The organism is Shinella sp. JR1-6 (assembly GCF_004284735.1).
Lineage (GTDB): Bacteria > Pseudomonadota > Alphaproteobacteria > Rhizobiales > Rhizobiaceae > Shinella.
On the sequence record NZ_SHMI01000051.1, the window covers coordinates 1 to 18,078 of the forward strand.

13 protein-coding genes, 1 tRNA gene and 1 pseudogene are annotated in these 18,078 nt (G+C 61.1%); 1 reads left to right on the forward strand and 14 read right to left on the reverse strand.

Features of this window, described 5'->3' with window-relative positions:
- Positions 1-145: 145 nt before the first annotated feature.
- From fusA to rpsL, 3 genes are read right to left on the reverse strand one after another with little or no spacing between them, the layout of a single operon-like run.
- Positions 146-2,245, reverse strand: a complete 2,100-nt coding sequence (gene fusA / locus EXZ48_RS32650) for an elongation factor G (RefSeq protein WP_050743079.1) — start codon at positions 2,243-2,245, stop codon at positions 146-148.
- 30 nt (positions 2,246-2,275) lie between these two features.
- Entirely contained in the window at positions 2,276-2,746 is a 471-nt protein-coding gene (rpsG, locus tag EXZ48_RS32655) for a 30S ribosomal protein S7 (RefSeq protein WP_023516514.1), read from the reverse strand.
- Positions 2,747-2,803: 57 nt separating this feature from the next.
- Positions 2,804-3,175: a 30S ribosomal protein S12 gene (gene rpsL / locus EXZ48_RS32660; RefSeq protein WP_022719193.1), complete on the reverse strand. Its 372-nt coding sequence runs from the start codon at positions 3,173-3,175 to the stop codon at positions 2,804-2,806.
- Between the two features lie 551 nt (positions 3,176-3,726).
- Here rpsL and EXZ48_RS32665 point away from each other — a divergent pair.
- Positions 3,727-4,023, forward strand: coding sequence for a hypothetical protein (locus EXZ48_RS32665; RefSeq protein ID WP_023514254.1), 297 nt, complete (start codon positions 3,727-3,729; stop codon positions 4,021-4,023).
- A gap of 15 nt (positions 4,024-4,038) precedes the next feature.
- Here the strand turns inward: EXZ48_RS32665 and EXZ48_RS32670 are convergent, their stop codons facing one another.
- From EXZ48_RS32670 to EXZ48_RS32720, 11 genes and pseudogenes are all read right to left on the reverse strand, one after another.
- Complete coding sequence (locus tag EXZ48_RS32670; RefSeq protein ID WP_207900577.1) at positions 4,039-5,088, reverse strand: cytochrome-c peroxidase; 1,050 nt, start codon at positions 5,086-5,088, stop codon at positions 4,039-4,041.
- Between the two features lie 155 nt (positions 5,089-5,243).
- On the reverse strand, positions 5,244-9,455 hold the full coding sequence (rpoC, locus tag EXZ48_RS32675; RefSeq protein ID WP_050743077.1) for a DNA-directed RNA polymerase subunit beta': 4,212 nt from the start codon (positions 9,453-9,455) through the stop codon (positions 5,244-5,246).
- A 154-nt stretch (positions 9,456-9,609) separates the two neighbouring features.
- Entirely contained in the window at positions 9,610-13,749 is a 4,140-nt protein-coding gene (rpoB, locus tag EXZ48_RS32680) for a DNA-directed RNA polymerase subunit beta (RefSeq protein ID WP_024270436.1), read from the reverse strand.
- A gap of 252 nt (positions 13,750-14,001) precedes the next feature.
- Positions 14,002-14,379, reverse strand: a complete 378-nt coding sequence (rplL, locus tag EXZ48_RS32685) for a 50S ribosomal protein L7/L12 (protein WP_023515199.1) — start codon at positions 14,377-14,379, stop codon at positions 14,002-14,004.
- A gap of 60 nt (positions 14,380-14,439) precedes the next feature.
- Positions 14,440-14,958 (reverse strand): 50S ribosomal protein L10, encoded by a 519-nt coding sequence (gene rplJ / locus EXZ48_RS32690; protein ID WP_024270435.1) that lies wholly within the window; start codon positions 14,956-14,958, stop codon positions 14,440-14,442.
- A gap of 355 nt (positions 14,959-15,313) precedes the next feature.
- Positions 15,314-16,006, reverse strand: coding sequence for a 50S ribosomal protein L1 (rplA, locus tag EXZ48_RS32695; RefSeq protein ID WP_023517312.1), 693 nt, complete (start codon positions 16,004-16,006; stop codon positions 15,314-15,316).
- 4 nt (positions 16,007-16,010) lie between these two features.
- A complete protein-coding gene (gene rplK, locus EXZ48_RS32700) occupies positions 16,011-16,442 on the reverse strand; it encodes a 50S ribosomal protein L11 (RefSeq protein ID WP_023517311.1) in 432 nt (143 codons plus the stop codon).
- Between the two features lie 200 nt (positions 16,443-16,642).
- Positions 16,643-17,173, reverse strand: a complete 531-nt coding sequence (nusG, locus tag EXZ48_RS32705) for a transcription termination/antitermination protein NusG (protein ID WP_023517310.1) — start codon at positions 17,171-17,173, stop codon at positions 16,643-16,645.
- A gap of 16 nt (positions 17,174-17,189) precedes the next feature.
- Complete coding sequence (gene secE, locus EXZ48_RS32710; RefSeq protein WP_024270434.1) at positions 17,190-17,390, reverse strand: preprotein translocase subunit SecE; 201 nt, start codon at positions 17,388-17,390, stop codon at positions 17,190-17,192.
- 191 nt (positions 17,391-17,581) lie between these two features.
- Positions 17,582-17,657, reverse strand: a tRNA-Trp gene (locus EXZ48_RS32715).
- A 345-nt stretch (positions 17,658-18,002) separates the two neighbouring features.
- Positions 18,003-18,078, reverse strand: a pseudogene (locus EXZ48_RS32720) (elongation factor Tu); the annotation flags it as partial.

Consider the following 18,078-nt stretch of genomic DNA (forward strand, 5'->3'; position numbering starts at 1 on the left):
GTCTTGCCATGGTCAACGTGGCCGATCGTGCCGATGTTTACGTGAGGCTTGTTGCGCTCAAACTTACCTTTTGCCATTTCCGGCTCTCCGTTCCTGATCCCGTAAGGGGAAATTCATACAAATTGCTTTTGGGGGCGTACCCCGGTCACTTCTGACCGGAGTACTTTGCCTGGATTTCCTGCGCGACGTTCGACGGAACCGGCGCATAGTGGTCGAAGACCATCGAGTACTGGGCGCGACCCTGCGACATCGAGCGCAGGTTGTCCACGTACTTGAACATGTTCGCCAGCGGCACGTTGGCGGAGATCACGACGGCGACGCCGCGCGATTCCTGGCCCTGGATCTGGCCACGGCGGGAGTTCAGGTCGCCGATGACGTCGCCGACATAGTCTTCCGGCGTCACGACTTCGACCTTCATCATCGGCTCCAGCAGCTGGGCGCCGGCTTCACGCGAGGCTTCACGGAAGCAGGCACGCGACGCGATTTCGAAGGCGAGGACCGAGGAGTCGACGTCGTGGAAGGCGCCGTCGATGAGCGTCGCCTTGACGCCGAGCATCGGGAAGCCTGCGAGCGGACCCGAGGACAGAACGCTTTCGATACCCTTCTGAACGCCCGGGATGTATTCCTTCGGAACAGCACCACCGACGATCTTGGATTCGAAGAGGAAATCTTCGCCATCCGGGTTCGGTTCGAACACGAGCTTCACGCGGGCGAACTGGCCGGTACCACCGGTCTGCTTCTTGTGCGTGTAGTCCTTTTCGGTCTTGCGCGTGATCGTCTCACGGTAAGCAACCTGCGGCGCGCCGACATTGGCTTCGACCTTGAACTCGCGACGCATGCGGTCGACGATGATGTCGAGGTGAAGTTCGCCCATGCCTGCGATGATCGTCTGGCCGGACTCTTCGTCGGTCTTGACGCGGAAGGACGGGTCTTCGGCGGCCAGACGGTTGAGCGCGAGGCCCATCTTTTCCTGGTCGTTCTTGGTCTTCGGCTCGATCGCGATCTGGATGACCGGCTCGGGGAATTCCATGCGCTCCAGGATAACCGGCTTCAGCGGATCGCAGAGCGTATCGCCCGTCGTCGTATCCTTGAGACCAGCGAGAGCAACAATGTCGCCAGCAAAGGCTTCTTCGATGTCTTCACGCGAGTTGGAGTGCATCTGCAGCATACGGCCGACGCGCTCGCGCTTTTCCTTGACCGTGTTCATGACCGACGTGCCCTTTTCGAGCTTACCGGAATAGATGCGGGCGAAGGTGAGCGAACCGACGAAGGGGTCGTTCATGATCTTGAACGCGAGCATGGAAAGCGGCTCGGCGTCATCGGCATGACGCTCGATTTCGGCTTCCGTCTTGACGTCGATGCCCTTGATCGCCGGGATATCTGCCGGGGACGGCAGGTAGTCGACGACGGCGTCGAGCAGCGGCTGAACGCCCTTGTTCTTGAACGCCGTACCGCAGAACATCGGGTGGAACTTCACGTCGATGGTGCCGCGGCGAACGAGCGCACGGATCTGGTCGTTGTCCGGGTAGTTGCCTTCGAGATAGGCTTCCATCGCGGCTTCGTCGATCTCGACGACGGTCTCGATGAGCTTCTCGCGGTATTCCTCGGCCTTGGCCTTCATGTCTTCCGGGATCTCGACGACGTCCCACTGGGCGCCGAGCGATTCGTCGCGCCAGACGAGAGCGTTCATCTCGACGAGGTCGATGACGCCCTTGAAGTCGCTTTCAGCGCCGATCGGCAGCTGCATGACGACGGCGGTCGCACCGAGACGCGACTTGATCATGGACACCGAGCGGTAGAAGTCCGCGCCGGTCTTGTCCATCTTGTTGCAGAAGATCATGCGCGGAACGTTGTACTTCTCAGCCTGACGCCAGACGGTTTCCGTCTGCGGCTCTACGCCAGCGTTGGCATCGAGAAGGGCGATCGCACCATCGAGTACGCGCAGCGAACGCTCGACTTCGATGGTGAAGTCGACGTGGCCGGGGGTGTCGATGATGTTGAAGCGGCGGGTCTTGCCGTCACGGCCCTTCCAGAAGGTCGTGGTGGCAGCCGACGTGATCGTGATGCCGCGTTCCTGTTCCTGCTCCATCCAGTCCATGGTGGCGGCGCCGTCATGGACTTCGCCGATCTTGTGGGACTTGCCGGTGTAGTAGAGGATGCGTTCGGTCGTCGTCGTCTTGCCGGCGTCGATATGCGCCATGATACCGAAATTACGGTAGTCTTCGATTTTGTATTCGCGAGCCATTTCGGACTCCTTTCGAGACGTTAGTTTCGGTTACCAGCGGTAGTGCGAGAATGCACGGTTGGCGTCAGCCATCTTGTGCGTGTCTTCGCGCTTCTTCACTGCGCTGCCGCGATTGTTCGCCGCGTCCATGAGTTCGCCGGAAAGGCGCTCGACCATGGTCGTTTCGTTACGCTTGCGGGCAGCTGCGATCAGCCAACGGATTGCGAGAGCCTGACGGCGCTCCGGGCGAACGTCGACCGGAACCTGGTAGGTCGCACCACCGACGCGACGCGAACGCACTTCGACGTGCGGAGCGACGTTGTCGAGAGCCGAATGGAAAACACCGAGCGGATCGGCCTTTGCCTTGCCCTGAACGACATCGAAGGCGCCGTAAACGATCGTTTCGGCGACGGACTTCTTGCCGTCCAGCATGATGGCGTTCATGAACTTGGTGACAACGAGGTCGCCGAACTTCGGGTCCGGGTTGATCTCGCGCTTTTCTGCTCTATGGCGACGGGACATACTTTTTGTCTCTCAATCTTGAATGATCTGGCCAGCGAAATGGCGCTGGTTACTGTATTACTTCGGACGCTTCGCGCCGTACTTGGAACGACGCTGCTTGCGGTTCTTGACGCCCTGGGTGTCGAGAACGCCGCGGATGATGTGGTAACGCACGCCCGGCAAGTCCTTCACGCGGCCGCCACGGATCATGACGACAGAGTGTTCCTGCAGGTTGTGACCTTCGCCCGGGATGTAACCGATGACTTCGAAGCCATTGGTCAGGCGGATCTTGGCGACCTTACGCAGAGCCGAGTTCGGCTTCTTCGGGGTCGTCGTGTAGACGCGGGTGCAAACGCCGCGCTTCTGGGGGTTTTCCTGCAGGGCAGGAACCTTGTTGCGCTTAACCGACGCCTGGCGCGGCTTGCGGATCAACTGGTTTACGGTAGGCATAGACCCATCCCTTATCGTGTCTCATTACCCTTGCGGGCGATAGGTGGCCACACGCGTGTTCATGCGCAATAAAAGGCCGATCCGCCTGAGCGGATGACCTTTGATAGGCAGAGGACGCGATATAACCGCGTCATGCGTGCAGCATTCATGTTCTCAACGTGCGTCGAGCCCTGTTTGAGGCGAACTTCAGAACGAGTCATTCCGAACCAGCCAGCCTCACATAGGCTCTGATGGCGTGCGGTCTACTGACTTAAGGGCAAAAGGTCAAGGGGCGAGGCGAAAGAATCCCGGTGCGGAATGGCTGTCCTGCCTGAAAAGCAGGGCTTTCGGCGGCCTCCCCTGCCCCTTTCGGGATGCATCCGGGCTCACCAGCCATCGCTGGAGAACATTAAGGAAGCGTAAAGATGGAATCAACCCTGAGAGTCGGTGCGTGACCGGGTACATCCAACAGAATCGGGAATCACCTTTTGCTGCACCCGCCCATTTTGCATTTGGGCCTTGCCGCCCTACCCTTTATAGAACCGGCATCACAGACCCGAAAGGAGCCCGCCATGGCGGCCAATGCCGATAACGACAACAACACGCTCGACGATCCGATGGTCTTCATCATCATCGGCAAGGCCTATGAGCGCGAGGGCGACGAGGGCATCGACATCCATGTCATGCTGCGTGCGCCAGACGACGACACCGCCGTGCGCGAGGCGCTGAACGCGCTTTCCGAAGAGGGTTTCCTCGAAGCCGACCTCGACCAGATCGGTACGCTGACCGGCGTGCCGGAGGACGAGCCGCATGCCTCCGCCTACAAGGGTGCCCTGGAGGGCGAGGTGGCGATCATCCGGTTCGCCTGATGACCGCCCTCTCCCTTACTTGATTTCGCCGCTCGGCAGAGGCGTATCATCCGTCTCTGCCGGCAGCACCGGATAGACCACGTCGGGCATCCGGCCTTCCAGTGTGCCGAGGAAGGCGACAATCCGGTCCACGTCGGTATCCGCAAGATCCTCGCCGAGCTGCGAGGTGCCCATGATCGCAACCGCCTGCTTCAGGTTCCACACCTTGCCCGAATGGAAGTACGGCGCCGTCAGCGTGACGTTGCGCAGCGGCGCAGCGCGGAAGACGTAGGAATCGTCCGCCGTCGCCGTCACGGCAAAGCGGCCCTTGTCGTTCTCCGGCAGAACCTCGGCCCCCGGCTTCTCGATGAGGCCGAACGGATAGTAGCCGTTGCCGCCAAGATTGACGCCGCTGTGGCACGAAGCGCAGCCCTTGTCGATGAAGAGCGCCAGCCCCGCCTGCTCTTCCGCCGTCATCGCCCCGTCGTCGCCATTGAGATAGGCGTCGAAGGGCGCCGGCGTGATCAGGGTCGCCTCGAAGGCCTCAATCGCCTTCGCCATATTGTCGAACGTCACCGGATCGGCTTCACCCGGAAAAGCCGTCGTGAACCATTCGACATAGTTCGGCATCGATTTCAGCGTCGCGACGACCTGGTTCGGCGTGTTCGCCATTTCGACGCCCGCCTGGATTGGTCCCTTGGCCTGCGCCTTAAGGTCTTCCGCGCGGCCATCCCAGAACTGCGCATCGTTGAAGACGGCATTCAGGGCCGTCGGCGAGTTACGTGGCCCCTTTTGCCAGCCATGGCCGATCGAGGTTTCAAGATTGTCGTCGCCCCCGGTCGCCAGGTTGTGGCAGGAGTTGCAGGAGAAGACGCCCGAGGCCGACAGGCGCGGATCGAAGAACAGCGCCTTGCCGAGATCGATCTTCTCCGGCGTGATGGGGTTGTCGCTGACCGCAGGATAGGTGGACGGCAAGGGCTTGAAGATATCGAGCGCCGTCGCGCGCAGATCGGCAGGAACCGGATCGGCGGCGAGAGCCGCAGTCGCAAGGAGCGATAGGGCGACCGTCGCCAGCAGAATTTTCATGGCTACCTCCATTCGTTGGGATACGAATGGACTTTAGAACCGCTCCAATCCGGCCAGTTGCGCCAGATCAAGCCGCCCCGCCCTGTCCTTGCGCATAAACAAAAAGCCGCCCGAATTAATCCGGGCGGCTTTTTCATTCGTCAAAATGTGGGCGATTACTCGGCCGCTGCATTCTCGCCGCCGGCGAGGTCCGCCAGCATCGGGGTTGCAACGCCGGCGCCGGTCGACTTGCGGCGCTCGTCGAGGATCATCTCGTCGCGGGCCGTCGCGATGCGGCGGATCTGGGTCATGGTGCCGCCCGTGCCAGCCGGGATGAGGCGGCCGACGATGACGTTTTCCTTGAGACCCTGCAGGCCATCGGTCTTGCCGGCGATCGCAGCCTCCGTGAGAACCTTGGTGGTCTCCTGGAAGGACGCGGCCGAGATGAACGACGGGGTCTGCAGCGACGCCTTGGTGATGCCGAGGAGGACCGGATCGCCGTATGCCGGCTTCTTGCCTTCCTCGATCAGGCTGTCGTTGACGTCTTCCAGCTCGATACGGTCGACATTGTCGCCGACGATGTAGGTCGAGTCGCCGGCATCCGTGATCTCGACCTTCTGCAGCATCTGGCGAACGATCACCTCGATGTGCTTGTCGTTGATCACAACGCCCTGCAGTCGGTAGACTTCCTGGATTTCGTTCACGAGGTAGGAAGCGAGTGCTTCCACGCCCTTGATCGCCAGGATGTCGTGCGGCGCCGGGTTGCCGTCGAGGATGTAGTCACCCTTTTCGATGTAGTCGCCGTCCTGAAGGTGGAAGGGCTTGCCCTTCGGGATCAGGTACTCGACCGGCTCGACACCGTCTTCCGCCGGCTCGATCATCACGCGACGCTTGTTCTTGTAGTCGCGGCCGAAGCGAACCGTACCATCGATCTCTGCAATGACGGCGTGGTCCTTCGGACGGCGGGCTTCGAACAGTTCGGCAACGCGCGGCAGACCACCGGTGATGTCCTTGGTCTTGGCGCTTTCCAGCGGCGAGCGGGCAAGAACGTCACCCTGGGAGACCTTCTGACCGGGTTCGACCGAGAGGATAGCGTCGACCGAGAGCATGAAGCGAGCTTCACCACCGCGGGACAGCTTGGCGACAGCGCCGTTCTTGTCCTTGATGACGATGGCCGGCTTCAGGTCCGTACCGCGCGGCGTCGAACGCCAGTCGATGACCGAACGCTTGGTGATGCCGGTGGATTCGTCGGTCGTTTCCAGAACCGAGATACCGTCGACCACGTCTTCGAAGTGAACCGTACCTTCCACTTCCGTCATCATCGGACGGGTGTAGGGGTCCCACTCGGCGAGACGCTGGCCGCGCTTCACCTTGTCGCCATCATCGACGAAGATCTTCGAACCGTAGGCGACGCGCTGCGAGGACCGTTCCACGCCCCGCTCGTCGAGAATGGTGACCGCCATGTTGCGGCCCATCGCGACGAGGTTACCGTCGGAGTTGCGCAGCATGTTGCGGTTCTTCATCTGCACCGTGCCTTCATACGATGCTTCCAGGAACGACTGGTCGACCACGGTCGCCGTGCCGCCAAGGTGGAAGGTACGCATGGTGAGCTGGGTGCCCGGCTCGCCGATCGACTGTGCCGCGATGACGCCCACGGCTTCGCCCATGTTGACGGGCGTGCCTCGTGCAAGGTCGCGACCGTAGCAGACGCCGCAGACCCCGGTCTGGATTTCGCAGGTCAGTGCCGAACGGATGCGGATCGACTGGATACCGGCCTTCTCGATCTCGACAACGTCGGGCTCGAGGATCATCTTGCCGGCATCGACAATGCGCGCGCCGGTGACCGGATGGTCGATATCGTCGAGCGCGGTACGGCCGAGCACGCGGGTGCCGATCGACGCCACGACCTGACCGGCATCGACGATGGCGGTCATGGTGAGGCCGGTTTCGGTGCCGCAATCAACATGCGTGACGATGCAGTCCTGCGCGACGTCGACGAGACGACGGGTCAGGTAACCGGAGTTCGCGGTCTTCAGTGCGGTGTCTGCCAGACCCTTGCGGGCGCCGTGCGTCGAGTTGAAGTACTCGTTCACGGTCAGGCCTTCCTTGAAGTTCGAGATGATCGGCGTTTCGATGATCTCGCCCGACGGCTTGGCCATGAGGCCGCGCATGCCGCCCAGCTGGCGCATCTGGTTCGGAGAACCACGGGCGCCCGAGTGGGACATCATGTAGATCGCGTTCATCGGCTTCTGGCGACCGGTTTCCGGGTCGAACTCGACAGCCTTGATTCGGGCCATCATGTCCTCGGCAACCTTTTCGGTGGCCTTGCCCCAGGCATCGACGACCTTGTTGTACTTTTCGCCCTGGGTGATCAGGCCGTCATTGTACTGCTGCTCGTATTCCTTGACGAGGTTTTCGGTATCACCGACGATCTTCGCCTTGGTTTCCGGAATGATCATGTCGTCCTTGCCGAACGAAATGCCGGCGCGGCAGGCATGGGCAAAGCCGAGCTGCATGATGCGGTCGCAGAAGATGACCGTGTCCTTCTGACCGCAGTGACGGTAGACCGTGTCGATCATCTTGGAGATGTTCTTCTTGGTCATTTCCTGGTTGCAGGTCTCGAACGGCACGTTGACGTTCTTCGGCAGAAGTTCGCCGATGATCATGCGGCCGGGCGTCGTCTCATAGATCTTCGAGACCAGCTTGCCGTCGGCATCCATGGTCTTGAAGCGGCCACGGATCTTGGCGTGCAGGGTGACGACCTTGTTCTCGAGCGCATGGTGCAGTTCGCCCATGTCGGAGAAGGCCATGCCCTCGCCCGGCTCGTTCTGGTTCATGATCGCCAGATAGTAGAGGCCGAGAACCATGTCCTGCGACGGAACGATGATCGGTGCGCCGTTCGCCGGATGCAGGATGTTGTTCGTCGACATCATCAGCACGCGCGCTTCCAGCTGGGCTTCCAGCGAAAGCGGAACGTGAACGGCCATCTGGTCGCCGTCGAAGTCGGCGTTGAAGGCCGTGCAGACGAGCGGATGCAGCTGGATGGCCTTGCCTTCGACCAGGATCGGTTCGAAGGCCTGGATGCCCAGGCGGTGCAGCGTCGGTGCGCGGTTCAGGAGAACCGGATGTTCGCGGATGACCTCGTCGAGGATATCCCAGACCTCGGGCTTTTCCTTTTCAACCAGCTTCTTGGCCTGCTTGACGGTCGAGGAGAAACCCTTGGCGTCGAGGCGGGCGTAGATAAACGGCTTGAACAGTTCGAGCGCCATCTTCTTCGGCAGGCCGCACTGGTGCAGCTTGAGTTCCGGACCCGTCACGATGACCGAACGGCCGGAATAATCGACGCGCTTGCCGAGCAGGTTTTGGCGGAAGCGACCCTGCTTGCCCTTGAGCATGTCGGACAGCGACTTCAGCGGACGCTTGTTGGCGCCGGTGATGACGCGGCCGCGGCGGCCGTTGTCGAACAGGGCGTCAACCGATTCCTGAAGCATGCGCTTCTCGTTACGGATGATGATGCCCGGTGCACGCAGCTCGATGAGGCGCTTCAGACGGTTGTTGCGGTTGATGACGCGGCGGTAGAGATCGTTGAGGTCCGACGTCGCGAAACGACCGCCGTCCAGCGGGACGAGCGGACGCAGGTCCGGCGGGATCACCGGAACGACCTTCATGATCATCCATTCCGGGCGGTTGCCGGATTCCATGAAGTTCTCGACGATCTTCAGGCGCTTCATCAGCTTCTTCTGCTTCAGGTCCGACGTGGTGTCGGCCAGATCCTGACGCAGATCGCCGGCGATCTTTTCGAGGTTCATCGAGGCGAGCATCTCGTAGATGGCCTCGGCGCCGATCATCGCCGTGAACTGGTCTTCACCATATTCATCGACGGCGATCATGTATTCTTCTTCGGAAAGAAGCTGGTTTTCCTTGAGCGCGGTGAGGCCCGGCTCCGTCACGATGTAGTTCTCGAAATAGAGAACGCGCTCGACATCCTTCAGCGTCATGTCGAGGAGCGTCGCGATGCGCGACGGCAGCGACTTCAGGAACCAGATGTGGGCAACGGGCGCAGCGAGCTCGATATGGCCCATGCGCTCGCGGCGAACGCGCGACAGCGTGACTTCGACGCCGCACTTTTCGCAGATGATGCCCTTGTACTTCATGCGCTTGTACTTGCCGCACAGGCACTCGTAATCCTTGATCGGCCCGAAGATGCGCGCGCAGAACAGACCGTCGCGTTCCGGCTTGAACGTGCGGTAGTTGATGGTTTCCGGCTTCTTGATCTCGCCGTACGACCACGACAGGATCTTTTCCGGCGACGCGATCGAGATACGGATGGAGTCGAACGTCTGCGCAGGCACCTGCGGGTTGAAAAGGTTCATGACCTCTTGGTTCATGCCTATCTCCTTCGTGGGCCAGTGGCCCTCTGCTTAGCAGTCAAATGCGGCGATACCCGGGTGCCGCACGACTGCCTGAAACGGATGAGCCGCCCCTCGCCTTCCGGCGGGAGCGGGAGCGGTGCGCGCCTTTCCGGCGCGCACCTTGTCAGGCTTATTCCGCCGCGTCGGGAAGCTGGCCAGCTTCCGCGTTCGGATCGACCTTGGAGTTCTCGAGTTCGACCGACAGGCCGAGCGAGCGCATTTCCTTGACGAGAACGTTGAAGCTCTCCGGAATGCCCGCCTCGAACGTGTCGTCGCCACGCACGATCGCCTCGTACACCTTGGTGCGGCCTGCCACGTCGTCCGACTTCACGGTCAGCATTTCCTGCAGCGTGTAGGCGGCGCCGTAGGCTTCGAGCGCCCAGACTTCCATTTCCCCGAAGCGCTGGCCGCCGAACTGCGCCTTGCCGCCCAGCGGCTGCTGGGTAACGAGCGAGTACGGACCGATCGAGCGCGCGTGGATCTTGTCGTCGACAAGGTGGTTCAGCTTGATCATGTACATGTAGCCGACCGTGACCTTGCGGTCGAAAGCCTCACCCGTACGGCCGTCGTAGAGAACCGACTGGCCCGAGGAGTTGAGGCCTGCGCGTTCCAGCATGCTGGCAACGTCGGGCTCATGCGCACCGTCGAAGACCGGCGTTGCGATCGAGACGCCCTTGCGGGACTGCTCGGCCAGCTTGACCAGGGCTTCGTCGTTGAAGTGCGCGACTTCATCCTTGGCTTCGCTCTCATAGACTTCCGTCAGCTCGCGCTTCAGGTCGGAGATGTCCATGGTCTTGCGGTACTCATCGAGCAGGTCGCCGATCTTCTTGCCCATGCCGGCGCAAGCCCAGGCAAGGTGGGTTTCGAGGATCTGGCCGACGTTCATGCGCGAGGGCACGCCCAGCGGGTTCAAGCAGATGTCGACATGCGTACCGTCTTCGAGGAACGGCATGTCCTCGATCGGCAGGATGCGCGAGACGACGCCCTTGTTGCCGTGACGGCCGGCCATCTTGTCGCCCGGCTGGATCTTGCGCTTCACAGCGACGAAGACCTTGACCATCTTCATGACGCCCGGGGGCATTTCGTCGCCGCGCTGGACCTTTTCGACCTTGTCCATGAAGCGCTGTTCAAGGCGCGACTTGGATTCGTCGTACTGGCCACGGAGTGCTTCGATTTCGCCCTGGACTTTCTCGTCCTCGACGGCGAACATCCACCACTGCGAGCGGGGATATTCGGAGACGACGGCGTTCGACAGCTCTGTGCCCTTCTTGAAGGACTTCGGGCCGGCAACGGCGACGTGGCCGCGCAGCATGTCGACCAGACGGCCGTAGACGTTGCGGTCGAGGATCGCCTGCTCGTCGTCACGGTCCTTGGCGAGACGCTCGATCTCTTCGCGCTCGATCGCCATCGCACGTTCGTCCTTCTCCACGCCATGGCGGTTGAAGACGCGAACTTCGACGACCGTACCGAAGGTGCCGGGCGGCATGCGCATGGAGGTGTCGCGAACGTCGGAGGCCTTTTCACCGAAGATGGCGCGCAGGAGCTTTTCTTCCGGCGTCATCGGGCTTTCGCCCTTCGGGGTGATCTTGCCGACCAGGATGTCGCCCGGCTGAACCTCAGCACCGATATAGACGATACCAGCTTCGTCGAGGTTCTTCAGCGCTTCTTCCGAAACGTTCGGAATGTCGCGCGTGATTTCTTCCGGGCCGAGCTTCGTGTCGCGAGCCATGACTTCGAATTCCTCGATATGAATCGAGGTGAACACATCTTCAGAGACGATGCGTTCGGACATCAGGATCGAGTCTTCGTAGTTGTAGCCGTTCCACGGCATGAACGCGACGAGCGCGTTGCGGCCGAGCGCGAGGTCGCCGAGGTCGGTCGACGGACCGTCCGCGATGATGTCGCCCTTGTTCAGAACGTCGCCGACGGTGACCAGCGGGCGCTGGTTGACGCAGGTGTTCTGGTTGGAACGCTGGAACTTCTGCAGCCGGTAGATATCGACGCCCGACTTCGACGGATCGAGGTCTTCGGTGGCGCGGATAACGATACGGGTCGCGTCGACCTGGTCGACGACACCGCCGCGGCGGGCCGCGATGGCAGCGCCCGAGTCACGGGCGACGACCGGCTCCATGCCGGTGCCGACGAACGGGGCTTCGGCACGCAGAAGCGGCACGGCCTGACGCTGCATGTTCGAACCCATGAGCGCGCGGTTCGCGTCGTCGTTCTCGAGGAACGGAATGAGCGCGGCCGCGACCGAAACGAGCTGCTTCGGCGAAACGTCCATCAGGTTGATCTGGTCGCGCGGGGCGAGCATGACTTCGCCGGCGTGGCGGCAGACGACGAACTCTTCAGCAAACGAGTTGTCGGCTTCGAGCACCGAGTTGGCCTGGGCGACGTGGTACTTGGCCTCTTCCATGGCGGAAAGGTAGACCACGTCGCTCGTGACCTTGCCGTCGACGATCTTGCGGTACGGGCTCTCGATGAAGCCGTACTTGTTGACGCGGGCGAAGGTGGCGAGCGAGTTGATCAGACCGATGTTCGGGCCTTCCGGCGTCTCGATCGGGCAGATACGGCCGTAGTGCGTCGGGTGAACGTCGCGGACTTCGAAGCCGGCGCGCTCGCGGGTCAGACCACCCGGGCCAAGAGCCGAAAGGCGGCGCTTGTGGGTGATTTCCGACAGCGGGTTCACCTGGTCCATGAACTGCGAGAGCTGCGAGGAACCGAAGAATTCACGAACCGCGGCAGCCGCCGGCTTCGCGTTGATCAGGTCCTGCGGCATGACCGTGTCGATCTCGATCGAGGACATGCGTTCCTTGATCGCACGCTCCATGCGCAGGAGGCCGAGGCGGTACTGGTTTTCCATCAGCTCGCCGACCGAACGCACACGACGGTTGCCGAGGTTGTCGATGTCGTCGATCTCGCCCTTGCCGTCGCGCAGTTCGACCAGCATCTTCACGACGGCAAGGATATCGTCCTTGCGCAGCGTGCGGACCGTATCGGCGACGTCGAGGTCGAGGCGCATGTTCATCTTCACGCGGCCGACGGCGGAGAGGTCGTAACGCTCCGCATCGAAGAACAGCGTGTTGAACATGGCTTCGGCCGAATCCATGGTCGGCGGCTCGCCCGGACGCATGACGCGGTAGATGTCGAACAGCGCGTCCTGGCGGTTCTCGTTCTTGTCTGCGGCAAGCGTCGAGCGGATGTAGGCACCGACATTGATGTGGTCGATGTCGAGGACCGGGATCTCGTCGAAGCCGGCTGCCAGGATGATCGGCAGGGTCTTCTCGTCGATTTCGTCGCCGGCTTCGAGATAGATCTCACCCGTCGAATAGTTGACGACGTCTTCGGCGAGGTAGTTGCCGTAGAGCTCATCGTCGGTCGCCTTGAGGGCCTTCAGGCCCTTTTCGGACAGCTGCTTGAGGAGGCGCGGCGTCAGCTTCTTGCCGATCTCCACCACGACCTCGCCGGTGTCGGCATCCACCATGTCCGAGACGGCCTTCTGGCCTTTCAGCGCGTCCGGATTGAAGGGTACGCGCCAGCCTTCGCCGTCGCGCTGGTAGAGCGACTTCGTGTAGAAGGTCGACAGGATCTCTTCGCCGTCCATGCCGAGCGCCATGAGGAGCGAGGTGACGGGGATCTTGCGGCGGCGGTCGATACGCGCGTGCACGATGTCCTTGGCGTCGAACTCGATGTCGAGCCAGGAACCGCGATAGGGAATGACGCGTGCTGCAAAGAGCAGCTTGCCCGACGAGTGGCTCTTGCCCTTGTCGTGGTCGAAGAACACGCCCGGCGAACGGTGCATCTGGGAGACGATGACGCGCTCGGTGCCGTTGACGATGAACGTGCCGTTGTCGGTCATGAGCGGCATGTCGCCCATGTAGACGTTCTGTTCCTTGATGTCCTTGATGGACTTGGCGCCCGTATCCTCGTCGATATCGAACACGATGAGGCGCAGCGTCACCTTGAGGGGCGCTGCGTAGGTCAGGTCACGCTGGCGGCATTCCTCGACGTCGAACTTCGGCTGTTCGAATTCGTAGGAAACGAATTCCAGCATGGAAGCGCCGGAGAAGTCGGTGATCGGGAAGACCGACTTGAAAACGGTCTGAAGGCCCTCGTCCGGGCGACCGCCGGCGGGCTCTTCAACCATCAGAAATTGGTCGTAGGATGCCTTCTGAACCTCGATGAGGTTCGGCATGACTGCGACTTCGGGGATTTTTCCAAAAAACTTGCGTACGCGCCTACGACCGTTAAACGAAAGGGTCTGAGCCATCGTCGCTCCTTCAAATTTGCATCCGGGCCTGCAACGGACGGGGTTCGCTGGCCAGTCGATCCCGTCGACCAATGGGTTGGTTCAATCTCGTCTCACTGCCGGTTGACGGGCCGGATTGCCAGTCGCTCGGTGGAAGACCATCCTCTTGAAGAACCCATTACCCAAAAGCCGGTTTTCGCGGCTTTTGGGTAATCAGTTCAGGGGAATCATCAATGGGAGAGGGTCGAAACCCTCTCCCATCGCATTCCGGTATTACTTGACGTCGACCTTGGCGCCGGCTTCCTCAAGCTTCTTCTTGAGGTCGGCAGCTTCGCCCTTGGAGACGGCTTCCTTGACCGGCTTCGGAGCGCCTTCGACGAGGTCCTTGGCTTCCTTGAGGCCCAGGCCGGTGATGGCGCGGACTTCCTTGATGACGTTGATCTTGTTGGCGCCAGCGTCAACCAGGATAACGTCGAATTCGGTCTTTTCTTCTTCGACCGGGCCAGCAGCAGCAGCGCCGCCAGCAGCAGCAACTGCTACGGGAGCAGCAGCCGAAACGCCCCACTTCTCTTCGAGCAGCTTGGAAAGCTCAGCAGCTTCCAGAACGGTCAGAGCAGAGAGGTCTTCAACGATCTTTGCGAGATCAGCCATTGTGATAGTTCCTTATATTCGGTTCGAACTGGTATTGTTTGATTACAGCGAAAAACCGCCTCAAGCGGCTTCGTCCTTCTTGGCGTAGGCTGCGAACACGCGGGCAAGCTGGCTTGCCGGTGCTGCAACGACCGTAGCGACGCGCGTGGCCGGGGCTGCAATGAGGCCCAGCAGCTTTGCACGAAGCTCGTCGAGCGAAGGCAGGGTCGCAAGCGACTTGACTGCTTCAGCGTCGAGCGTGGTCGCACCCATGGCGCCACCGAGAACAACGAGCTTGTCGTTGGTCTTGGCGAAATCCATGGCTACCTTGGGAGCAATCATCGGATCATTTGCGTAAGCAATGAGCGTCTGACCCTGGAAGAGATCAGACATCCCTTCCGACTCCGTACCCTGAAGGGCAATTTTGGCCAGGCGGTTCTTCGCGACCTTGACGGTGCCACCGGCCGCACGCATCTTCGTACGAAGATCGTTCATCTGTGCGACGGTGATGCCGGCGTAGCGGGCCACGACAACCGAACCGGAAGCCTTGAAGACTTCGTTCAGCTCCGTGACGAATTCGCGTTTTTCCGCTCTTTCCACTGTGCCTATCTCCAGTTGACAGGACCGTGACTTCTCACGGGACCTGCCGGGTTTACCTTTGCCGCCAGGGATCCGCTTCAAAAGGGATCCCGAGCGACGCTCGAGGATCCTGTCCCCCCGCGCTCGACCGGATGGCCGCGACACAAGGTAAGGTAGGTTCGAACCGAATTTCGGCGTCATCCGACGCGGAAGAAATCCAGGTCTCACCCCGTCTCATGCAGGCTAAAGTGATTAAGGGATAACCACCTGCAATCTCGGACAGGAGTTCCGGGTTACCCCGGAAATCCCCGGCCAGACAAGGCCGGGAATTCTGTTGCGGTTCGGCCGGAGCCGAGCCGTGAATTAAACGCCTAGATCAGGCAACCGTCGACGGGTCGATCTTGACACCCGGGCCCATCGTCGAAGAGATGGCGACGCGCTTGACGTAGTTACCCTTGGCACCCGTCGGCTTGGCCTTGATGACCGCGTCGGCGAAAGCCTTGATGTTTTCTTCAAGAGCCTTGGCGTCGAAGGAGGCCTTGCCGATACCGGCATGGATGATACCAGCCTTCTCGACGCGGAACTCGACTGCACCGCCCTTGGATGCCTTGACGGCGCCTGCAACGTCCATGGTGACGGTGCCGACCTTCGGGTTCGGCATCATGCCGCGCGGGCCGAGAACCTTACCGAGGCGGCCGACGAGCGGCATCATGTCCGGGGTCGCGATACAGCGATCGAATTCGATCTTGCCGCCCTGAACGATTTCGACGAGGTCTTCGGCGCCGACGATGTCTGCACCGGCAGCCTTGGCTTCGTCAGCCTTGGCGCCACGTGCGAAGACGGCGACGCGAACGTCACGGCCCGTGCCGTTCGGCAGGTTGACCACGCCGCGGACCATCTGGTCTGCGTGACGCGGGTCGACGCCGAGGTTCATGGCGACTTCGATGGTTTCGTCGAACTTGGCGACGGCACGCTCCTTGACGAGAGCGATGGCGTCGGAGAGGGCGACGAGCTTGGTCGGGTCGATGCCTTCACGGATCTTCTGGAGACGCTTTGCAATCTTGGCCATGGTCTTAACCTACCACTTCCAGGCCCATGGCGCGGGCAGAACCCTCGACCATTGCCATCGCGCCTTCGATATCGGCGGCGTTGAGATCCTTCATCTTGGCTTCGGCGATCGACTTGATCTGAGCCTTGGTGAGCTTGCCGACCGTCGCGCCCTTGCCCGGGGTCTTCGAGCCCGAGGTGATCTTGGCTTCCTTCTTGAGGAAGTAGGTCACCGGCGGCTGCTTCATCACGAACGTGAAGGACTTGTCCTGGTAATAGGTGATGACGACCGGGATCGGCATACCCTTTTCCATTTCCTGCGTCGCTGCGTTGAACGACTTGCAGAATTCCATGATGTTAATGCCACGCTGACCAAGCGCCGGGCCGATCGGCGGGGACGGGTTTGCCGATCCTGCCTTGACCTGAAGCTTGAGCTGGCCTGCAACTTTCTTAGCCATTTTCTCTGCCTTTCAGAATGCGGCCGGTTGCCCGGCCCGTGATGCCGATCGCAAGATCGGCGGCTGCGGTTGCGTGGTGCGGTCCGGGCGCCCGGCTAAAGGCCGCCTTCCCTTCCACGCGGTTGGCGGAAACTTCCGCCACCAATCCTCGTGAGAGAATTGGATTTCAAATGGGCGGCGCCCGGAAGCGCCCGCCAAAATCAGATTTTCTCGACCTGGGCGTATTCCAGCTCGACCGGGGTGGCGCGGCCGAAGATCGACACTTCCACCTTGAGGCGCGACCGCTCCTCGTCGACATCCTGCACGGTGCCGTTGAACGAGGCGAACGGGCCGTCGGAAACGCGGACCTGCTCGCCGATCTCGAACGAGACCGAAGGCTTGGGACGATCCACACCGTCTTGGACCTGCGACAGGATGCGCTCGGCCTCACTGTCCGGGATCGGAACCGGCTTGTTGTCGGAACCGAGGAAACCCGTGACCTTCGGCGTATTCTTGATGAGGTGATACGCTTCGTCCGTCAGGTTCGCCCGCACCAGCACGTAGCCGGGGAAGAACTTGCGTTCGGCATCGACCTTGCGGCCGCGACGCACCTCGACGACCTTTTCGGTCGGCACGAGAATCTTTTCGAACAGATGATCAAGGCCCTTCTGACGCGCCTTGTTCTCGATGTCCTCAGCGACCTTCTTCTCGAAATTCGAATAGGCGTGGACGATGTACCAACGGGAAGCCATGTTCATCTCCAACCAATCAGGCGCTGGCGCTGAGGACGAGGCCAATCAGCCAGCCCATCAGCTGGTCCGCAGCGAAGAAGAACACTGCAGCCAGGAAGACCATGACAAAAACCATGACGGTCGAGATCATCGTCTCGCGCCGCGAGGGCCAAGTCACTTTCGCCGTCTCGGAGCGTACCTGCTGCAGAAACGCAATCGGATTCGTTTTCGATGCCATTGAATGTCCACGCCATTACGGCACGTAAAGCTGAACTATCAGCCCCACGCACCGCGTGTCTGTTTTGCCCTACATAAAGCCCGATTCTCTTTTTAACAAGAGGCAACCGGACTTTTAACGAATTATGACGGAAAACACCGTCACGCCATCCGTCCCCGTCGCTGCAAGTCGTCCGCGCTGTCCGGCGAGAATGGCAGGGGCAGAGGGGCTCGAACCCCCGACCTGCGGTTTTGGAGACCGCCGCTCTACCAACTGAGCTATACCCCTATACGCCTGCCGCATCCGAAGCGAACCGCCCGTTACCGGCAAGGCATGGCGTCTTTACGGCGCGGGGGCCGACTTGGCAAGCCCGAAAAATGCATTTTTTACAACAAATCAGTGCTTATCCCGGTGAGAGGAGTACAGGCCCCTCATCCGGCCTGCCGGCCACCTTCTCCCCGCAAACGGGGCGAAGGACACAGGCCGCGCCGGCTTCCCCAACCAGGGAGCGTTCGCGGGCCACGTCCCATCTCCCCGCCTGCGGGGAGATGGTTAAATCCGCCCACTCATACGACACAAACAAAAAGCCCCGCGGTTTCCCGCGGGGCTCTCATCAGGTCTCAGACCCGAAGCTTACTCGACGATCGAGGCAACGATGCCGGCGCCGACGGTACGGCCGCCTTCGCGGATTGCGAAGCGCAGCTTTTCT